At 60.9% G+C, this 22,544-nt stretch carries 10 protein-coding genes and 1 pseudogene; all 11 read left to right on the top strand.

The window, feature by feature from the left end:
• Window positions 1-3,666: RCC1 domain-containing protein (locus H3T93_RS08930; protein ID WP_198214760.1), on the top strand; the 3,666-nt coding region annotated here is incomplete at its 5' end.
• Between the two features lie 599 nt (window positions 3,667-4,265).
• Window positions 4,266-7,859, top strand: coding sequence for an RCC1 domain-containing protein (locus H3T93_RS08920; RefSeq protein WP_325053542.1), 3,594 nt, complete (start codon window positions 4,266-4,268; stop codon window positions 7,857-7,859).
• Window positions 7,860-8,164: 305 nt separating this feature from the next.
• Entirely contained in the window at window positions 8,165-11,989 is a 3,825-nt protein-coding gene (locus H3T93_RS08915) for an RCC1 domain-containing protein (protein WP_186363861.1), read from the top strand.
• Window positions 11,990-13,226: 1,237 nt separating this feature from the next.
• Window positions 13,227-14,147, top strand: a complete 921-nt coding sequence (locus H3T93_RS08910; protein ID WP_186363860.1) for an ABC transporter ATP-binding protein — start codon at window positions 13,227-13,229, stop codon at window positions 14,145-14,147.
• A gap of 5 nt (window positions 14,148-14,152) precedes the next feature.
• The gene (locus H3T93_RS08905) at window positions 14,153-14,920 is read left to right on the top strand and encodes an ABC transporter permease (protein WP_186363859.1); all 768 of its coding nucleotides are present in this window, start codon (window positions 14,153-14,155) and stop codon (window positions 14,918-14,920) included.
• A 7-nt stretch (window positions 14,921-14,927) separates the two neighbouring features.
• Window positions 14,928-15,593: a TetR/AcrR family transcriptional regulator gene (locus tag H3T93_RS08900; RefSeq protein WP_052733273.1), complete on the top strand. Its 666-nt coding sequence runs from the start codon at window positions 14,928-14,930 to the stop codon at window positions 15,591-15,593.
• A 258-nt stretch (window positions 15,594-15,851) separates the two neighbouring features.
• Complete coding sequence (locus H3T93_RS08895; RefSeq protein ID WP_144176729.1) at window positions 15,852-16,037, top strand: hypothetical protein; 186 nt, start codon at window positions 15,852-15,854, stop codon at window positions 16,035-16,037.
• A gap of 16 nt (window positions 16,038-16,053) precedes the next feature.
• Window positions 16,054-16,392, top strand: a pseudogene (locus H3T93_RS09345) (InlB B-repeat-containing protein); the annotation flags it as partial.
• A 66-nt stretch (window positions 16,393-16,458) separates the two neighbouring features.
• Window positions 16,459-19,734: an RCC1 domain-containing protein gene (locus tag H3T93_RS08885; protein ID WP_144176728.1), complete on the top strand. Its 3,276-nt coding sequence runs from the start codon at window positions 16,459-16,461 to the stop codon at window positions 19,732-19,734.
• Between the two features lie 320 nt (window positions 19,735-20,054).
• Window positions 20,055-20,741 carry an InlB B-repeat-containing protein gene (locus tag H3T93_RS09215; protein ID WP_232348798.1) on the top strand — a complete coding sequence of 229 codons (687 nt, stop codon included), beginning with the start codon at window positions 20,055-20,057 and terminating at the stop codon, window positions 20,739-20,741.
• 50 nt (window positions 20,742-20,791) lie between these two features.
• Window positions 20,792-22,544: RCC1 domain-containing protein (locus H3T93_RS08880; RefSeq protein ID WP_442859374.1), on the top strand; the 1,753-nt coding region annotated here is incomplete at its 3' end.

Genomic DNA, 22,544 nt, shown 5'->3' with positions numbered 1-22,544 from the left:
GGGGGGGGGGGTCGTCAGACCCCTCGCGTAGCTAAGCAAAATTCCGGCATTTCCTCCAGCAAGGCAACATCGCTCAGTACACCGACAACACCTGAATCTCCACTAGCTTCACCATCTCCGCTAGCCACATCCTCCCCTCTACCCACTTCTTCTCCTCTTCATTCCACGCCAGAGAACACCCGCAACATAGGCAACACAGCCCATAATCTCCCACAAACGCGCTCAAACACCCAATACACCGTTACTTTCAGCAACCCTCAAGGCTCCAATACAACTCAGACAATCACAGATGGCGAGCGCGCAATACGGCCAACCGACCCGACCAAGGACGGCTACCTTTTCGACGGATGGTTCATCGGCAATACCTCCGTCGCTTATGACTTCAACCAGCCGGTCACCGGCAATCTGACACTCACCGCCAAGTGGACCAAGGGTGCTGGCACCTGGGGCATCAGCCCTGATCATGGGCCTGAAACCGGCAATACCAAAATCACCATTACGCCGCCTGCGGCCCAAGGCCTCCGATTCGGCCAAATCAGCGCCGGCAACAGCCACTCTCTGGCCATAGGCTCAGATGGCAACCTCTACAGCTGGGGCAGCAACCAGAATGGGCAACTAGGACGCAACATTGGATCGGCTACATATGATGCCAAGCCGGGCCTGGTCGCCAAACCCGCGGGAGTATCAGACAACTTTACCTGGGTGCAGGCCAGCGCAGGATATGACCATTCTCTGGCCATAGGCTCGGACGGCAACCTCTACAGCTGGGGCATCAACCAATACGGTCAGCTGGGCCGCAGTATTGGATCAGCCACAAAGGACGCCCAGCCAGGCCTGGTAACAAAGCCCGCAGGAACCACAGGGTCCTTTACCTGGTCGCAGGCCAGCGCAGGGGGCAGATCTTCTATGGCAATCGGTTCCAACGGCATTTTGTACAGCTGGGGATACAACCAACTAGGGCAGCTGGGAAACGGTAGCCGGGACTCGCAGACCCATATCAAACCTGGCCCCATCAAGAATCCGTCAACAGCAACAGGCCCATGGAGTAGGGTCAGCGCAGGGTACGATCATGCCTTGGCGATAGGCTCAGATGGCAAAATCTACAGCTGGGGCAGCAATAACCATGGGCAATTGGGCAACGGCGACTCAAGCTCCTACTGGAGCACTACACCTGTAAAAGTCCAAGTACCCGATACCCTCACTATTACCCAGATCAGCGCAAAAAGCGACTCCTCCCTTGCTCTCACCGCTGATGGCAGCCTGTACACCTGGGGCTGGAACGACAATGGACAGATAGGACGAGGCGCTACCGGATCCACCGCCTTCTACGTCAATCCAGACAAGCTCACCGTGAGCGGAGTCAGCTTCACACAAGCTGGCGTAGGAAGAGGAACCACGCTGGCACTGGGATCCGATGGCAAGCTCTACGGTTGGGGAAAGTACGGAAAGACGCCTATCTCAGGCGCTCCCAGCCAAATCACCTTCACGCAGGTCAGCGCTGGAGACGATTATCTTTTGACCGTAGGCTCTGACGGCAACCTTTACAGTTGGGGTAACAACCAGTATGGCCAACTAGGGCTCACCGACAATGTCGGCACATCAACAGGTGCCCGAACACCAAAGCCCGCATCCTTCCCTGACACGGCCACTCCCAGCTCCGTCGACTTCGGTGGGACAGTGGGAACGAACCTGACGGCCAACGCCGACGGCACCTGGAGCGTCACCACACCCCAGCATGCAAAGGGAAAGGTGGACGCAGTCATTGCCTGGAGCTTGAACGGAATACGACCAGACGCACGCCTCTCGTACACTTACGATGGCCCATATACAGTCACTTTCGCCCAAGGTAGCGTGAATGCACCCGTCTCTGGCATACCCTCCAACCAATATGTATACGAATGCAGTCGGGCGAAGCGTCCGTATCCTGATCCCAAGGCGGCCGGTTTCCTGTTTGATGGCTGGTTCCTCAAGGATGCCAAAGGCGAATCCAAGGTGGCTTATGATTTCAGCCAGCCGGTCACCGCGTACATCACCCTGGTCGCCCATTGGAGCCCTACCAGCACCGGCGGCTGGTCGATCAGCCCAAGCAAGGGCAACGTGCTGGGCGGCCAGCGGGCGATCATCACCCCGCCCAGGCTGAGCCGCGGCATCCGTTTCAGCCAGGTCAGCGCCGGCGGCTTCCAGGCCGGGGACTTCCAAGGCTTCTCCATAGGGGTGGCCAGTGACGGGAACGCCTACGCCTGGGGCAGCAACCAGCATGGCCAGCTGGGCCAGGGCAGTACCAGCAGCACTCCGCAGAAGACGCCAATCAGGGTTCCCCTGCCGGACGGCGTGGCCTCCGGGTTCACCTACACGCAGGCCGTGGCGGGCGGCTACCATGTGCTGGCCGTCGGCAGCGACGGCATCGTCTACGCCTGGGGGGCCAACGAGCACGGCCAGCTGGGCGACAGCACCACCACTGAGCGTTACAAGCCGCAACCTGTCAAGGGTGCGGACGGCCAGCCCTTCAAAGCCGTCCAGGTCAGCGCTGGCGCCTTCGACTCGGCGGCCATCAGTCCGGATGGGCGCGTCTACACCTGGGGCAGCGAAAACAACAACTTCACCGCATACAGCACATCCAAGCTGACCCCGACCCTGACCAAGGACCCCAACGGCTCCGGCCAGGGGCTGCACGCGGCCCAGGTCAGCCTGGGCTGGAGCTTCATCATGGCCATGGACACGGACGGCAGCCTCTACACGTGGGGGTACAACTACTACGGGCAGTTCGGCAACGGCACAGCCACAGGAGGCAGCAGCACCACCAGGGCCACGTATGCCGCCGACCCGGCACGTGTGCCCGACCCCAAGGACACGAGCAAGGCCTTCAAAGCCGCGCAGGTCAGCGCCGGAGCCAACCACGCCCTGGCCATCAGCCAGGACGGCGCCCTCTGGGCATGGGGGTACAACGACCGCGGGCAGCTGGGCGACGGGTCGACAACCAGCCGCCCCACGCCCGAACAGATCCAGGATCCCGCAAACCCAGGCCAAGCATTCCAGGCCGTATGGGTCAGCGCCGGCGTGCACCACTCCCTGGCCGTCGACCGGAACGGCGCAGCCTGGGCCTGGGGATGGAACAGCGACGGCCAGCTCGGCGACAACCTCACCGACAACTGGTACACCCCCACACGGGTATTGCCGCCCGCAGGCCAAGGCAGCGCCGGCACCGGATTCGCATCCGCACGAATCAGCGCAGGACGAAACCACTCCCTGGCCGTCGGCCAGGACGGCAACACGTACAGCTGGGGCGACAACACATACGGCCAGCTCGGCAACGGGAGCCTGACGCAGAGCAGCACCCCGGCCCCGGCCGCCTTCAACCCCAAGCTGCTGATCACCGGCGTCAAGTTCGACAAGACGGCCGTGAACCCCCTGCAGCAGAACCCTGACGGGTCCGTCACCCTGGCCACCCCCGTCCACAGTCCCGGTCTGGCCGACGTCATCGTGGACTGGACCCTGGGCGGCGCCGGCCAGGCCCAGGTGCACCTGGCCTACACCTATGAAGGCGTCCTGCCCCTGACAGGCGGCAACGGCAGCATGATCCTCCTGCTCGCTGCCGGGCTGCTCGCCGCAGCCGGTGCCGTCGCAGCCGGACGCCACCGGCGGGAAACCCGCATCCAGTACGTCTAGAATCTTCACACGAGTAAGCGGCTGGGCTAAACCCCAAGTTAGTCCAGCCGAAGGGTGGCCCCGCAGTCCCCAACACAACGGAGCCACCCACCTCACTTCATTACAATCCCACTTCCATACCAACCCCATTTGCAACGATAACGAACAATCAGGATGATGCCTGATACAGACTTAAAGCTTGCTTCTCCTAGGCCCTGACAAGGTCTGCATAAACAAGTCCGCCGACGTGATAAAGTTATTGCAGATCAAGTCGGAGTTGTGTCCGGCACACGGCTGGGGAGTTCCGGATAGACGGTCGCAGTTCCTGGGGAAGGGGATCATACTTAATATGCATCAGCGTTCGTACACATCAGGTAGAACTGCTAGGGCTGTCAGTATTCTGCTCACTATTATCCTGCCCGCAAGCCTTATCGCTGGCGGTTTCGCCGCAGCTGATGAGTCCGACAGCGAGCCTAGTGGGGGCAAAGTTAGTGCGGCAACCGCACTAACAGGCACCGGGGGGGGGGGGTCGTCAGACCCCTCGCGTAGCTAAGCAAAATTCCGGCACTTCCCCCAGTGATGCAACATCGCCGGCCACACCACCAACATTCCAGTCACCGCTGACCGCTCCCGCGCCCCTGAACACAACTTCCCCTCTTATACCTGCACAAAACAAACCAGCCACTGTCCCTACGCCAAGCAATCCAGACAAGGCCGCCGACAGCCAGCCCCAGACACGGGCAGCCTACACGATCGCCTTCAACGACCCCGCCGGCAACACCAGCACGCCCTCCCAGAGCGTCGCCAGCGGCGGACAGGCCTCCAGGCCCGAGGACCCAGCCAGGGACGGCTACCTGTTCGACGGATGGTTCGTCAAGGATGCCAACGGCGATCCCAAAGTCGCCTACGACTTCACCCAGCCCGTCACCGGCAGCATCACCTTGACCGCTAGATGGACCAAGATAACCAGCTCCTGGAGCCTCAAGCCGACCTCCGGGCCAGCAGAAGGAGGCACCAGGATCACCCTGACCACGCCCACCACACCCGACATACGCTTCAGTCACATCGAAACAGGAACCTACGCTTCCCTGGCCATGGGCTCCGACGGCAACCTCTACAGCTGGGGAAACAACAGCAGCGGCGAACTGGGACGCGACACCAGCACAACGCCAGCCGACCGGCCAGGCATCGTCACCCCGCCGACAGGCGTCCGCTTCACGCAAGCCATTGCAGGAAATTTCCGATTCTTGGCCATGGGATCGGACGGCAACCTCTACAGCTGGGGCGCCAACAGTAGCGGCGAACTGGGACGCGACACCAGCACAACGCCAGCCGACCGGCCAGGCAAAGTGTCCCTGCCGGAAGGCGTCCGCTTCACGCAAGTCAGCTCTGGTAGCAGCCATACTCTGGCCATTGGATCGGACGGCAACCTCTACAGCTGGGGAGAAGACTATGACGATCAGCTGGGACGCGACACCTCCAGTGGCACGCCAGCCGACCGGCCAGGCAAAGTGCCCCTGCCGGAAGGCGTCGCAAAATACACTCAAGCCAGCGCAGGAACCTTTTGTTCCTTGGCCATCGGATCAGATGGCAACCTATACAGCTGGGGACGCAACGCCTTCGGACAGATGGGGCGCGATAGTGGCTTTGTAGATATCAAGCCAGGCAAAGTGAACCTGCCAGCAGGGGTCAGAAAATTCACGCAGGTTATCTCTGGGGAATGGTCCTCCATGGCCTTCGGTTCGGACGGCAACCTCTACAGCTGGGGACGCAACGAAAAAGGCGAGCTAGGTCGTAACACCTTCCCAGACACGAAAGACGAAACGCCAGGCAAAGTACCCCAGCCAGCAGGCGTCACCAAATACACTCAGGTCTGGGCAGGAGATTTCCATTGTATGGCCCTGGGATCGGACGGCAACGTCTACAGCTGGGGAAGCAACAACAACGGCCAGCTAGGGAACGGCAATGTTGATGATAATTCTCATGCTAAGCCGGTCAAAGTCCTCCAATCAGCCGATGGCATTTCGAAATTCACCCAGATTAGCGCTGGAGGTGACTCTTCCCTGGGCATCGGTGCGAACGGCGAACTCTACAGCTGGGGAGACAATGAAGCTGGCCAGCTCGGCAACAGCACCACCAGCGCATCCCCGGCCACCAAACCAAGCATAGTTGCCTTTCCTGAGTCTCCCAGGCCGACCGATATCAGCTTCGGCGGGACAGCAGGCACCGGCCTGGTCGACAACAAGGACGGCACCTGGAGCATCACCACGCCCAAGCATGCAGGAGGCAAGACGGATGTGACCATATCCTGGAGCATGAACGGCCAGAGGCCCGATGCGTACCTGACCTATCGATACTTCGGTACTTACAATATCGCGTTCTCTTCCGATGGCGGCTCCTGCCCAGCACCCTCAGGCATGCCTAACGACCAGTCCGCAACAGAGGGTGAACAGGCCAAGCGCCCCTATCCAGATCCACAATCGGCCGGCTGCCAGTTTGACGGCTGGTTCCTCAAGGATGCCAACGGCGATTCCAGAATCGCCTACGACTTCAGCCAGCCCGTAACCGGCAGCATCACCCTGGTCGCACATTGGAGTCCTGCAGACAACGGTACGTGGTCAATCAACCCGGACAAGGGCAACGTACTGGGCGGCCAGCAGGTGACCATCACACCACCTAAGGCCAGTCGAGGCATCCGCTTCAACCAGATCAGCGCCGGCGGCTCACAGAACAGGGAGATGCGCGGCTTCTCGGTGGGTGTGGCCAGCGACGGGAAAGCCTACGCCTGGGGCAACAACAGATACGGGCAACTGGGAACCGGAGACAACAAGCAGCAGGACAAACCAACCGAGGTCCTCAAGCCGGACAGCGTAAAAGAAGATTTCACTTACACGCAGATTTCGGCAGGAGGCGCACACACACTGGCCATCGGCTCCGATGGCATCCTCTACAGCTGGGGACACAACGATTTCGGCCAGCTAGGCAACGGCAGCACGGACACAAGCGTCCACCCCAAGCCGATAGCCGTCATCAACCCAAGTACGGGCCAGCCGTTCCAGGCCGTCCAGGTCAGCGCTGGTGCCTGTGACTCGGTCGCCATCGATACCACGGGCAAGGTCTACAGCTGGGGAAGCGAAACCACAACCCTCGGCGATAGCGTCAGTACTGCAAACTCCGATTCCAAAACGAAGCCCACCCTAGTGGCCGATCCAGGCGGCACCGACCAGGGTCTGCATGCAGTCCAGGTCAGCGCCAACTGGAGCTTCATCATGGCCTTGAACGCGGATGGCAACATATACGCCTGGGGATACAACAACTGGGGGCAGTTCGGCAACGGGTCCTCGACCAACGGAACTTGGACCACTTACTCCTCTACCCCTACGCTGGTGCGCGATCCCACGGATACCAGCAAAGGACTGCAAGTCACCCGGATCAGCGCGGGCGCATGGCACGCCTTGGCCATAGGTCAGGACGGCACGGTATGGGCATGGGGAATGAATAACAACGGCCAACTCGGCTTCAGCACAGATCAGACATCGTCCAAGCAGGTGACATTGCCCAAGCAGGTGCCTAATCTCAAGGCCCACCAGGTCAGCGCAAGCACATGGAATTCCTTGGCAATAGGTCTGGACGGCACAGCCTGGGGTTGGGGCAACAACGCCAATGGCCAGCTCGGCGACGGCACCACCAGCAAGCGGACCACGCCACGGCCGGTCTTAGCCCCTGCAGATCAGAGCGGCTCCGGCACTGGGTTTGCATCCGTACGCATCAGTGCAGGATGGGGCCATTCCGTGGCCATCGGCCAGGACGGCAAAGCCTACGCCTGGGGCGACAACCGCTACAATCAGCTTGGAGCCGAGCAGAGCCTGACGCAGAGCCGCACCCCAACCCTAGTAGCCTTCAATCCGACGTTGCTAATCACCGGTGTCAAGTTCGACAAGACAGTGGTGAACCCCCTGCAGCAGAATTCTGACGGGTCCGTCTCTTTCGCTACGCCTGTCCATAATCCTGGGCTGGCTGATGTGGTCGTGGACTGGACCCTGGACGACATCAGCCAGACCCAGGCGCACCTGGCCTACACCTATGAAGGTGTCCTGCCCCTGACGGGCGGCGATGGGACCATGATCCTCCTGCTCGCCGCCGGGCTGCTGGCCGCAGCCGGCGCCGTCGCGGCCGGACGCCACCGGCGGGAATCACACAGCCTGCAGGCCTAGAATCTTCACACGAGTAAGCGGCTGGGCTAAACCCCAAGTTAGCCCAGCCGAAGGGTGGCCCCGCCAATCCCCCAACACAACGGAGCCACCCATCCCCACTTTCATGCAATTTCTTAGAAGGATGCAGGAGTCGCGGAAAGCAGGTCTATAAAGCATCGACAGGTTGATGCTTACACCCATGCGGGCCTGCTGTGGTAGCCTGTCTTACGTGAGTCGGGATTGTGCCCGGCATGCGGCTTTCAGCTAGGACAGAGAGCGTCCTAGACATGTGTCGCGATTCTTGGGGAAAGGGTGTCCCACTTATCATGCGTCGGAATACGAACACGCCAAGCCGTCCAGTAGCGGCCATCAGCCTTCTGCTCGCCCTCATCCTGCCCGCCAGCCTGATTACCGGCGGCCTAGCCGCTGCCGACACGACAACCAGCCAGCCTGTCATAGCTACCGGGCCGACCATGACAGGAAACAACGAGAGAGGTAATCGTCAGACCTCTCGCGTAGCTAGGCAAAATTCTGTTATTTCCCCCAGTAGTGCAATATCAACAACACCCCAGTCGTCCCTACCCGCACCCTCGCCCCTGAACACAGCCTCCCCGCTGACACCCACGCCCCCACTCCTAACCTCATCTTCATCGCCGAAAGCTACAATATCCAAACCTGGCAAGAGCGACGACAATCCGCATCAGACGCGATCAACACAACACACCGTAACCTTTAAAGATGACAGCACAACCCTGAGCAAACAGTCCATTGCCGACGGCACCCGGGCCAGACGACCCCCCAAGGATCCAGCCAGGGACAGCTACCTGTTCGACGGCTGGTTCATCAAGGACGCCAAAGGCGACTCCAACGTGGCCTACGATTTCAGCCAGCCCGTCACTAAAGACTTCACTCTGACCGCCCACTGGACCAAGGGAACCAGCACCTGGAGCATCTCCCCCACCTCAGGGCCAGCCGCGGGAGGCGACAAAACTACCCTGACCCCGCCTCTAGCACGTGGCATCCGGCTCAGCCAAGCCGATGCAGGAGACGTTCACTCCGGAGCCGTGGGATCGGACGGCAATATCTACACCTGGGGAGACAACCAGAAAAACCAGTTGGGCCGCACAGTCACCAGCAACACCCCAGCCAACAGGCCCAACAAGGTAGATACCCCAGCAAACATCACCTTCACCCAAGACAGCGCAGGCTACGGATTCTCCGTAGCCCTGGGCTCCGACGGCAACCTCTACAGCTGGGGAGATAATGGCCTAGGCCAGTTGGGCCGCACAGTCACCAGCAACACCCCAGCCAACAGGCCCAACAAGGTAGAGACCCCAGCAGGTATCACCTTCACAAGCGTCAGTGCAGGCCGCTCATACGCAGTGGCCGTAAGCTCCGAGGGCAACCTATACAGCTGGGGAGATAACAGTGCCGGCAGACTGGGCCGGGACACCACAGGCACATCCGACCCCAAACCCAGCAAGGTGCAGACGACCCCAGCAGGCATCACCTTCACCAGTGTCAGCGCAGGCTGGGGCCACACGGCTGCTTTGGACAGTCAAGGCAACATATACACCTGGGGCGACAACACACACGGTGAGCTTGGCCGCAGCACCGCCGGCAGCACCCAGGGCAACTACCCCGGCAAAGTCGACACCCCTACAGGCATCACCTTCACCCAAGCCAGCGCCGGAGGAAGCCACTCCGTGGCCGTAAGCGACGATGGTAGCCTCTACACATGGGGCAACAGCGACAACGGACGCCTCGGCCGCGACACCAACAACACTCCCGCAGGCAAGCCCGGAAAAGCCGACAACCCTACAGGCATTACCTTCACCCAAGCCAGCGCAGGAGGCTGGCACACCGTCGCAGTAAGCTCGGACGGCAACCTCTACACCTGGGGAGACAGTGACCATGGGCGCCTGGGACGCGACACCAGCAAAACCCCGGCAGACAAGCCCGGAAAAGCCGACAACCCTACAGGCATCACTTTCACCCAAGCCAGCGCAGGAGCATGGTACTGCCTTGCCCAAGGATCGGACGGCAACCTCTACAGCTGGGGAGACAACACCAACGGACAACTGGGACGCGACACTAGCAGCACCCAGGACGCCAGCCTGGTCAAAGTCGATTTCCCGGAGAATCCTAGGCCCGTCAGCGTCAGTTTCGGCGGGACACCCGGCACGAGTCTGGTGGGCAACAAGGATGGCACCTGGAGCGTGACCACGCCCCAGCATGCAGCAGGCAAGACTGATGTGACCGTCTCCTGGAGCATGAATGGCCAGCAGCCCGACGCGCACCTGTTCTATAGGTATCTGGGCTCCTATACGGTCGCCTTCGACAGTACCGGCGGCAGCCCAATCCCGGATCAGCGGATCACCGGAGGCCAGCAGGCCGCACGCCCGACCGCCAGCCCGGCCAGGGACGGTTTCCTGTTTGATGGCTGGTTCCTCAAGGACGCCAATGGCGGTTCCAAGGTGGCGTATGATTTCAGCCAGCCGGTCACCGCGGACATCACCCTGGTCGCGCATTGGAGCCCTGAGAAAGACTCCGGCTGGTCGATCAGCCCGGGCAAGGGCAATGTGCTGGGCGGCCAGCGGGCGACCATCACCCCGCCCAGGCTGGGCCGTGGTATCCGTTTCAACCAGGTCAGCGCCGGCGGCTACCAGATGAGTGATGCGGCGGGCTTCTCCATAGGGGTGGCCAGCGACGGGAACGCCTACGCCTGGGGCAGCAACCAGCACGGGCAGCTGGGCATCGGCAACACAACCAAGCAGAACAAGCCGGTCAGGGTCCCCCTGCCGGACGGCGTGGCCTCCGGGTTCACCTACACGCAGGCCGTGGCGGGGGGCTTCCATGTGCTGGCCGTCGGCAGCGACGGCATCGTCTACAGCTGGGGCGCCAACGACCACGGCCAGCTGGGCGACGGCACCACCACCGAGCGTTCCAAGCCGCAGCCCGTGTCGGACCCGAACGACACAAGCCAGCCGTTCAAGGCCGTCCAGGTGAGCGCCGGCGCCTACGACTCGGCGGCCATCGGCCCGGACGGGCGCGTCTACACCTGGGGCAGCGAGGGCAACAGCCGCGACGGCAACTTCAACCCCAGCTTCACCCAGCCGCGGAAGACGCCGACCCCGGCAGCCGCCCCCGACGGATCCGGCCAGGGGCTGCAGGCGGTGCGGGTCAGCCTCGGCTGGAGCTTCATCATGGCCCTGGACGAGGACGGCAACGTATACGCATGGGGATACAACAACTACGGCCAGCTCGGCAACAACAGCACCAGCAGCGCCTACACAGCCACGCCCGCCAGGGTGCGCGACCCGAACAGCCCCAATGACCCCAGCAAAGGGCTGCAGGCCACGCAGATCAGCGCAGGCACGGACCATGGCCTCGCCATCGACAGGAACGGGACCGTCCTGAGCTGGGGACACAACAACCAAGGCCAGCTCGGCAACGGCTCCACCTACGATAAGCTCGTCCCCGAACCGGTCAAGAACCCGGATGGAAGAGGCAGTTTCACCGCCGTCGGCATCAGCACAGGAGTCATATACTCCCTGGCCGTCGACAGCTCCGGCAACACCTGGGCATGGGGATACAACGCCTACGGCCAATTAGGCAACGGCGACGTCTTTGCCCTGCTCACGCCGACAAGCGTGCGAAGCCCCGACCCGTCCGCCGGCGCCAGCGCATCCCTTCAGGCCACGCGGGTCAGCGCGGCGCAATACCATTCCCTGGCCATCGGCCAGGACGGCAACGCCTACGCCTGGGGCGACAACCGCTTAGGCCAGCTCGGCAACGGAAGCACAGCACAGTGCCGCACCCCGACCCTGGTCGCCTTCAACCCGGCACTGCTGATCACCGGCGTCAAGTTCGACAAGACAGTCGTGGACCCCCTGGTGCAGAACCCCGACGGGTCCGTCACCCTGGCCACCCCCGCCCACAATCCGGGGCGGGCCGATGTCATCGTGGACTGGACCCTTGGCGGCACCAAACAGGAACCCGCGCATCTGGCCTACACCTACGAAGGCGTCCTGCCCCTGACAGGCGGCAACGGCAGCACGGTCCTCCTGCTCGCCGCCGGGCTGCTCGCCGCGGCCGGCGCCGCCGCGGCCGGACGCCACCGGATAGAAGCCCGCATCCTGCACGTCTAGAATCCTCACCCGAGTAAGCAAGCCGGGCCGCACCCCAAGACGGCCCGGCCAACCAGGGTGGCCCCGACAATCCCCCAACACAACGGAGCCACCCACCTCTTTCATACCGTCCCTAGCTCGCTGTTTTTTCCTGCCCAGTTATAGATAAGCAATAAAAGAGCCTTGACGAGTTCATCAGATCATCGAGTCCTTTTTAGGCTATTACCCGTATGGATAGCACACAGTGGAGTTTTGCAAAGTTGAGAGCTTTCCCTCATAAACACTTGCAAAACAATCTTCGACCAGAGATTGCTACTGTCATTGTCTCAACTGAATCCTAAAAGCTGGTGTCCGCAAAATTGTAAGTCCTCAGTGCAGGACCAGAACGACAGCGAACCCGAGGCAGAGTGGAGTGCACAAAATCGTGCCCCGGTGGGCAGAAAGGGTGTCTGGCCCACACTTGAACAACAAGCCCGCTACATTGAAATCCCCCACCGTCCGCAGAGAAAAGACCGCCCCGGGTATCTAGGGCAGATTCCTTGACAACCGGGGTCCAGATCTTCAAACGTTTCAGCAAGGTAAGGACGATCAGGACCATAAAAGACCCGACCACCATCAAAACCTCAAGAAAGTCAGTTTCTGATTCGTACGCGAAGACTAATCGAACAACATAGGCCGTTAATTGTATTTGCATTCAAGCAAGATCCGATTATTGAACGGCTTGCTACCAGCTTCCAGTACCGGTAGCAGTAGGCGGTGACTGCGGAGAGCACGGTGTCAATAGCACCCAACAAGCCGGCATCCGTAGACATAGATCATCTATCATTTCTTCGTCGAAGAGTAGTTATCGGATTCCCAACACTGCCAACGAAAATCATAGTACTCACTGCAATAATGAGGAAAAACACACTCTCCCTAACGTCTATTGGCAAAGTGTCTGCGAGCGCGCCGAGACCGCCCCGACAGAGATCAGAAACACTTTACCGATAAATGCCGCTGATAATTACTGCAGATAAATCAACATTGTTGGATCACACTGCGCGAGAGAATACACAGATCCTCATTAAAGGCTGAAATCCCTACTCGGTTTCATATTCACAATCACCACCTAGAGCAGATACCGCAGACACGATGATGCGAGATTAATTGTTTACGATGTTATTATAGTTTACATTGTTAATCAGCAACAATCATCAGGAGGTATACCTTGCATCCTGCAAGAAACAATTCAGGGGAATACGCCCTGTCCTGTCAACGGGTGCGCAAATCATTCGGGAGCAGGCAGGTGCTCAAGGGTGTGGATCTTCAGGTCAGACGCGGAAGCATCCTGGGTCTGCTGGGCCGGAACGGAGCAGGAAAATCAACCCTGATCTCGGCCTTGACCGGGCTGGGTGAGCCGGACTCGGGCCACATCACAGTCGAGGGACACAACCCCTATCGAACCTCTTCACGCATTTTCGGCCGGGTCATCGGACTCGCTCCCCAGGACCTGGGCATCTATCCCCACCTCAGCGTCCGAGACAACCTGCGCGGCATGGCCGGTCTGCAAGGACTGAACGCCAAACAGGGCAGCAAAAGAGCCGACGAACTGATAGAGCTCATGGGGCTGGCATCCCAGTCCGGAACATCAGCTGAGAATCTATCGGGAGGGCAGAAGCGACGCCTCCACACCGCCATGGCCATGGTCCACAATCCCCCGGTGCTCTTCCTGGACGAACCGACGGTCGGCGCCGATGTGGAAGCCCGCGCCAGAATACTCGACATGGTCAAGGCCATGAGCCGGCAGGGCACCACCATCATCTACACCACCCACTATCTCAAGGAGTTGGAAGAGATGGGCGCGGACCTCGCCTTCCTGATCGACGGGCGAATCCAGGTCCAGGGCTCCCTGCAGGAGGTGCTCCACAAATATGCCCGGGCATCCCTGCGTATCTCCTTCGTCGGTCAGGCACCAGGCCAGATCCCAGGATGGCAGATGGCAGAGGGCTTCCTGGAGCCCGATCACCCGGTTTCCAGCCCAGAGCAGGAGCTGGCCCGCCTCTTGCAGGAGCCGGTCATGAAAAATGCCCGTCTGGCGTCAATCACCATCGTCCAGCCTGACATCGAATCGGCCTACATAACCGTCATGGGTACATCCTCAAGCGAACCGGCCGAGTCACGAGCATGGGAAGACAGGTGAACGCCATGCATTTCAACGGATATCTGGCAGCGTTCCGCCTGAATTTCAAAATCGAGCTTCGAAGCATCTGGCTGCAGGCGGTCATCGTGGCCATTCCCCTGATCATCATCCCTTTCATGCTGCCCTCCTACCGGGACTCACTGCGAGCCCAGGGGCATCTGGGCGCGAACGGATCCGAGCAAGCGCTTCCAGGGTTCGCCATTCTTTTCTCCATGTTCTCCCTGCAGCTGGTCCTCCAACTTTTCTTCCAGGAGCACGAATGGCACACCTGGGACAGAATGCGGGCGTCAGCGGTCTCCCTCCTCGAACTGGTCATGGCCAAACTGAGCGTGTCCTTCATGGTGCAGGTAATCCAGGTCGCTCTGGTCATGCTGATCGGGTCGGCGCTCTACCACTATCGACCCAATGGATCAGTCCTGGCCCTGGCCGCGGTCTGTCTGGCCACTTCGATTGTGCTGACCCTCTTCGGCCTGCTGCTCTACATCTTCTCATCCTCCCAGAACATGGCCATGTCCTTCAACAACATTCTTGGCATGCTCCTGGCTGGCATGGGCGGGGCACTCAGCCCTGTCTCCGGATTCCCGGACTGGGCCCAGAAATTGGCCAAGGGCAGTCCCATTTACTGGGCCATGGATGCCGTAGGAAAAATCAATTTCAAACATGCCGGGATGGCAGAAGTCTGGCCTGATCTGCGCATCCTGCTGGCCTTTCTGGTCGCCCTGGCTCTCCTGGCAACGGTACTATTCAAGAGAGGAGTACAGCGGAAGGAGTGAGGAAGGCATGGCTGACCCACCCAAGGCACCCGTCAAGACGACGCTCAACCGCGACTATGTTCTGCGTTCCGCCCTCTATTTCGTCGATGAACATGGACTGGACGCCTTGAATATCCGCGCCCTGGGCAAGCAGATGGGGGTGTCCGGGCCAGCCATCTACCGCCATGTGCCCAGCAAGGCCGCCCTGCTTGATGGGATCGTCGAGCTCATCTGGCAGTCAGCCACCGACCTGGACTCCATACCCCAGGGCATGGGATGGCGGCAAGCGCTTGAAGATGTCATGCTCCAGGTCCACCGGACGCTGCTTTCGCATCCCCGGGCCCTCCCTCTCATGGCCACGCATCCCATCAACACCGACCAGTCCTTCCACATGGTCAGCACCTGGTTGAACCAGCTGACCGCCCATGGGCTCAAGGTCGATTCCGACACCATCCACCTGCTCAATAGCCTGGCCGGACTGACCCTGGGCAGTGCCATCGCCCAGGCCTCTCCCCCGGTCGGCGGTGCGGGTGGCCGGACCAATACGGAACTTGCAAAAAAGCTGGCCGAGGATACCCGAGGATTTGATGATCTGAAGAGGCTGTTCGATTCTCCGGGCGACGGAATCAGTGCACTTATGGAGACCAGCTACCGCAAAGGCCTGCACGCCCTGATCGCCGGTTGGCCTGCCTGATCCGGAACTGCCGACCAATTCAGCGGGCCACTGCATCAGAAGTCCTGTTTGGCGATGTTCCCTCGACATTCCACCTGAGAGGATTTTATCCTCAGGTAGTATAGTTGGAGGATGCAGGGCTTTCTGTTCACACCCTCATAAAAGGGATAGGGACGCGCAAAACGTCTAGGAAGCCTCCGAGGGTGTCTTACCGGCAGGGGTCGGCAGCGTCAGCCTTTGGGGAAGGGGATCATGCTTAATATGCGTCAGCATCAGCACATGTCGATCAGACCAGCTGCAGCCGTCAGTTTTCTGCTATCCGTCATCCTGCCTCTAGGCCTCCTTGCCTGCACCAGCGCCGATGCCAGCACTACGGCCAGTGAGCCTGCTATGGCCGGCACCAACGCGCCGACCATAGCAGAAGGCACCGGGGGGGGGGGGTCGTCAGACCCCTCGCGTAGCTAAGCAAAATTCCGGCACCATTTCCAGCAAGGCAACACCAACAGCCATATCAGAAACACCCCAGTCACCACTGGCCACCCCATCACCCTTACACCCGACAAACCCGACACCGTCCGCACAACCCACGCCCAGCGACGACGGTCGTTCCCTGCTGACGCGATCCTCCGCCAAGCACACCGTCACCTTCTCCGACGAGGACCAGCACGCCAGTTCAACCCAGAACGTCAACGACGGAAGCCGAGCCACAAGACCGGCCGACCCGACCAGGGACGGCTACCTGTTCGACGGCTGGTTCACCGGCGACATCGCCTACGACTTCAGCCAGCCCGTCACCAAAGACATCACCCTGCAAGCCCACTGGACCAGCAAAAAGGGTTCATGGGATCTCAGTCCATGGCATGGGCCTTCCAAAGGCGGCAATGAATTGAAGCTCAGGCCGCCCACACCGCGTGGCCTCAAATTCACCCAAATCAGCACAGGCGACCGACACACCCTGGCCATCGGCTCAGACGGCAACACTTACGGATGGGGAAGCAACGACTACGGGCAGCTGGGCGACGGCACACTTCAAGACCATTACACGCCCCAACTGATTGCCTTCCCACAGTCGGTCCACATCATCCAGGTCAGTGCGGGCATGCGCAACTCCCTGGCCTTGGATGACCAAGGCCACATCTGGGCCTGGGGCCGCAACGACTCCGGTCAGCTTGGCCTGGGAGACAGAACCAGAAGGACAACCCCGACAATGCTCGACGCCAGCGGAGGCATACGCTACGAGCAGGTATGCACCAGGGAGCAGCATTCCATGGCCTTGGACAGCGATGGCAACGCCTGGTCTTGGGGCGCAGGTCTCTATGGACGACTGGGAATCGGCGATACAACGAATTCCTATTCGCCTGTCAAAGTACTGAAGCCGGATAATGTACCGTCCTCATTCAAATTCACCCAGATCAGCGTGACCTACTACCGCTCGCTCGCTCTTGGCAATGACGGGAACGCCTATGCCTGGGGCGATGCCCGGTGGGGACAGATAGGCAACGGCAGTTCCGACGGCAGCTACAACAAGCCGGTCAAGGTCTCCAAACCAGCCAACGTGGATGCTTCGACCTTTTCCTATACGCAGATCAGCGCCGGTTACGTGCACTCCTTAGCGCTGGGCAGCAACGGCGAAGTATATGCCTGGGGAGTCAACGACAATGCCTCACTCGGCGACCCCAGTCACCCGGTCAACAACAACTCTGAAGCAGATGGCCCCCATGCGTATGTCGCCATACCCAGCAAGGTCGTCCATCCTGCCGGGGCCCCAAGCACCTTCCGCTTCACCCAGGTCAATGCGGGATACAAGTACTCCCTGGCCATCGGCAATGATGGCGAGGTCTACGGATGGGGATCCGATGCCGACAGGCAGCTGGGCGTCGACGAAAGCAAGAAACCCTCCGGAGGCTACAATTGGGACACTCCTTTCCGTGCCATGCATCCTGCAAATGTGAGCGAGCCTTTCACATACCAAGCCATCAGCAGCTTCGGGAACACCACCCTGGTAATAGGATCCGACGGATATGCATACGGTTGGGGAAGGAACGACTTCGGAAACCTGGGCAACACCAACAACCGCACACCATCAACGCAGGTAATGCAGGCCAGCCGGGTCATCTTCCCTGAGTCTGCGAACCTCATTAGAGCCCTGTTCGATGGCGCATCTGTCAGCTATTCAGCAATGCAAACAGACCAGCAGGGCAATTACTGGTCGCTCAAGCCTCCTGCACATGCCACGGGATGGGTAAAGGTGGTCATCTCCTGGAGCATGAACGGACCGCAAACCGATGCCGTATTGTCCTACAAATACGACGGTGCGGATCATGTGGTCAACTTCGCCAAGGGATGTACCGACTGTACGGTTTCCGGCATGCCCGCTCAACAATCGGTTACAGATGGAAATCAGGCTTCACGTCCCTATCCTGATCCGTCCAGGGACGGTTTCCTGTTTGATGGCTGGTTCCTTGAGGATGCCGAAGGTGATTCCAATGTGGCCTACGATTTCAGCCAGCCGGTCACCGCGGACATCACCCTGGTCGCGCATTGGAGCCCCGCCAACACCGGCGGCTGGTCGATCAGCCCAAGCAAAGGCAACGCGATGGGCGGCCAGCAGACCACCATCACTCCGCCCAAGCTCAGCCGCGGCATCCGCTTCAACCAGGTCAGCGCCGGCAAGTCAAGTAGCTTCTCCGTAGGGATGGCCAGCGACGGGAACGTCTACGCCTGGGGCGCCAACGACTACGGCCAGCTGGGCCAGGATCCAGACAAGATGGCCATGCAGAAGACGCCGACCAGGGTCCCTCTGCCGGACGGCGTGGACTCCGGCTTCACCTACACGCAGGTCGCGGCAGGCGACTACCACGTGCTGGCCATCGGCTCCGACCAGATTGTCTACGCCTGGGGGCTCAACGACCAGGGCCAGCTCGGCAACGGCAGCAAGGACGCAAATGTCCATCCCAGTCCGATGCCCGTCAAGGGCGCGGACGGCCAGCCCTTCAAGGCCGACCAGATCAGTGCCGGCTCCTCCGACTCGGCGGCCATCGACCCGCAGGGGCGTGTCTACACCTGGGGCAGCGAGGGATACATGCTATTCAACAGCAACCCCCGGCTGACACCGACCCTGGCCAAAGACCCCAACGGCTCAAGCGAGGGGCTGCACGCGGTCCAGGTCAGCGTCAACTACAGCTTCATCATGGCCCTGGACGCGGACGGCAACGTATACACGTGGGGATACAACAACTACGGGCAACTCGGCAACGGCTCAGCCACAGCAGATAAAGTTCCTACATACGCCGCCGACCCGGCACGCGTGCCCGACCCCAAGGACACGAGCAAGGCCTTCAAAGCCGCACAGATCAGCGCAGGATCCGACCACGCCTTGGCTATCGGCCAGGACGGCACCCTTTGGGCATGGGGAAAGAACGAGTACGGGCAGCTCGCCCATAGCGGGTATGAGAACCAGTCAACTCCCGTGCAAGTACGGAACCCCAAGGACTCCAGCCAGGGATTCAAAGTTGCATGGATCAGCGCCGGCGTAAACCAAACCATAGTCGGCGACGAGAACGGCACAGCCTGGGCATGGGGATTAAACTGGTATGGCCAGCTCGGTATCAACAACGATGATACGCAGGATACGCCCACGCAGATGTCGCCCCCTGCTGGTCAAGACAACCCCGCCAAGGGATTCACACCCGCAAAAGTCAGCGTCGGAGGCGGTCATGCCCTGGCCATCGGCCAGGACGGCAACGCGTACAGCTGGGGAAGCAATTGGTACGGCGAGCTCGGCAACACCAGCATCCCCACAGGACTATATGTACACGCTGCTGAAAGCCTCGTGCCGGTACCAGTAATGCTCGGACAACTGCTGATCACCGGTGTCAAGTTCGACCAGGCGACGGTCGGCTCCCTGCAGCAGAATGCCGATGGTTCCGTCACCCTGGCCACCCCTGTCCACAATCCGGGGCAGGCCGATGTGATCGTGGACTGGACGCTGGGCGGCGCCGGCCAAACCCAGGCGCACCTGGCCTACACCTATGAAGGCGTCCTGCCCCTGACAGGCGGCAACGGCACCATAGTCCTCCTGCTTGCCGCCGGGCTGCTCGCCGCCGCCGGCGCCGCCGCGGCCGGACGCCACCGGCGGGAAACTCGCATCCAGCACGCCTAGAATCTTCACCCGAGTAAGCGGCTGGACTAAACCCCAAGTTAGTCCAGCCGAAGGGTGGCCCCGCCAATCCCCCAACACAACGGAGCCACCCACCTTTTTGCTTCCACCCTCTATATCGCCAATAAGACGTGAAGCAGTCTTCATATAGTGTTCAGACAAGCAGCCCGGCAGGCTAGCTGACGGGCACTTGGAGCATGCAGACGGACCGTGATAGCCTATTGAATATACGTGGGGATTGTGTCTGCCATCTATCGGGGAGCCGGACCAGGGGGAGTTCCAAGCGCGCGGCAACAGTTCCTGGGAAGGGGATCATGCCGATCATGCGTCAGCATGCGAACACGCACAGCCAACGGGCCATTGTCGTCAGCATGCTGCTCGCCTGCAGCCTGATCGCCGGAGGATTCGCCGCGGCTGACACTGCCTCCGGCGGATCCAGTGTGCCCGAGCCGACCAGCCTGGAGCAGACGGCGACGGGCCAACCGGCGGACCCATCAGCCAATGCACCAACCCTGCCTGCCACCCCGGCCAGCCCCCAGTCGCCGCTGCCCTCACCCTCGCCCCTGAACACCGCATCCCCCCTCACCACCGCCCAGGCCGCATCCGACCATAAGCCCGGCGGCACCGGCATCCAAAGCAAGGCCGCCGACAGCCAGCCCCAGACACGCGCAGCCTACACCGTCGCCTTCAACGACCCCGACGGCAGAACCAACACGCCCTCCCAGAGCGTCCCCAGCGGCGGACAGGCCTCCAGGCCCAAGGACCCTAGCAGGGACGGCTACCTGTTCGACGGATGGTTCACCGGCAACACCGCCTACGACTTCACCCGGCCCGTCACCGGCAACATCACCCTGACCGCCAAATGGACCAAAGGCGCCAGCTCCTGGAGCCTCTCGCCCGCTTCCGGCCCACCAGCCGGAGGCACCAGGATCACCCTCACCCCGCCCCCACCACACCCGACATACGCTTTAGCCACGTCGGCACAGGAACATACGCTTCCCAGGCCATAGGCTCCGACGGCAACATTTACAAGTGGGGAGATGCCTCCGATGAAAGGCCAGTGATCGTCACCCCGCCGACAGGCGTCCACTTGACCCAGACCAGCGCGGGAATGAACTTTACTCTGGCCCTGGGAACGGACGGCAACCTCTACAGCTGGGGATTCAACAACCAAGGCCAGCTTGGCAATGGTACCACTACCAATAGCGGGCTGGGCAAAGTGATCATGCCGGCAGACGGCACGAAATTCACCAAGATTAGTGCCGGATTTAACTATTCCTTGGCCATAGGATCGGACGGCAACTTATACGGCTGGGGAGACAACAGCTACGGGCAGCTCGGCATCGGCAATCCCAGTGCGAGCCCTAATCAACAGCCGATTAAGGTGATCCTGCCAACAGGGGTCCCAAAATTCACCCAGATCAGCGCAGGAGACAGTCATTCCCTGGCCCTGGGAACGGACGGCAACCTCTACAGCTGGGGATACAACGACCACGCACAGCTCGGCATCGGCGCTAGCGATTCTGATGCTCATGCCGCTCCGAGCAAGGTGAACCTGCCAACAGGGGTCCCAAAATTTACCCAGATCAGCGCAGGATACAAGCATTCCCTGGCCCTGGGAACGGACGGCAACCTCTACAGCTGGGGAACCAACGAGAAAGGCCAGCTGGGACGCAGCATCAATGGGGCTGAGGACGGCACGCCACGCAAAGTGAACCTGCCAACAGGTGTCAGCCGATTCACCCAGGTCATCGCAGGCGGCGAGCATTCCCTGGCCCTGGGATCGGACGGCAACCTCTACAGCTGGGGCGACAACACCAGCGGCCAGCTGGGACGCAACCCCAGCGCAACGAAAGACGGCACGCCACGCAAAGTGGCCATGCCGACAGGTATCACAATCACCCAAGCCAGTGCGCCCGGCACTTTGGGTGGGGACTTCTCCCTGGCCCTGGGCTCGGACGGCAACATCTATAGCTGGGGATGGAACGGCAACCAGCAGCTGGGACGCGACGCTAGCGGCTACTTCGACGGCCAACCCGGGATAGTCGACTTCCCTGAGAAACCAAAGCCGACCGGTGTCAGCTTCGGCGATAGGCGGGGTACGAGCCTGGCCGACAACAAGGACGGCACCTGGAGCGTCGTCACACCCCCGCATGCAGGAGGCAAGACGGACGTGACCGTCTTCTGGAGCAGGAACGGCTGGAGGCCCGACGCACACCTGGACTACACGTACATCATCACCTACACGGTCGCCTTCGACAGCGCCGGCGGCAATCCGGTCCCGGACCAGCAGCGAATCACAGGAGGCCAGCAGGCCACACGCCCAATCACAGACCCGGCCAGGGACGGCTTCCTGTTTGATGGCTGGTTTCTCAAGGATGCCAAGGGTGATTCCAAGGTGGCGTATGATTTCAGCCAGCCGGTCACCGCTGGCATCACCCTGGTCGCGCATTGGAGCCCTGCGGACACCGGCGGCTGGTCGATCAGCCCGAGCAAGGGCAACGCGATGGGCGGCCAGCAGGCAACCATCACCCCGCCCAAACTCAGCCGCGGTATCCGCTTCAGCCAGATAAGCGCCGGCTCTCTGAGCGGCTTTTCGGTGGGCGTGGCCAGCGACGGGAACGCCTACACCTGGGGATACAACCAACACGGGCAGCTGGGCCAGGGCAACGCCAGCAGCACCCCGCAGAAAACACCGGTCAGGGTTCCCCTGCCCGATGGCGTGGATTCCAGTTTCACCTACAAACAGGCCGTGGCGGGCGGCTACCACGTGCTGGCCATCGGCAGCGACGGCATCGTCTACAGCTGGGGGG

It is taken from the genome of Bifidobacterium sp. M0404 (genome assembly GCF_016101415.1).
Classification (GTDB): domain Bacteria; phylum Actinomycetota; class Actinomycetes; order Actinomycetales; family Bifidobacteriaceae; genus Bombiscardovia; species Bombiscardovia polysaccharolytica.
The sequence above is the reverse complement of the archived record's forward strand: the minus strand, read 5'-3'. Positions and strand labels throughout refer to the sequence as shown.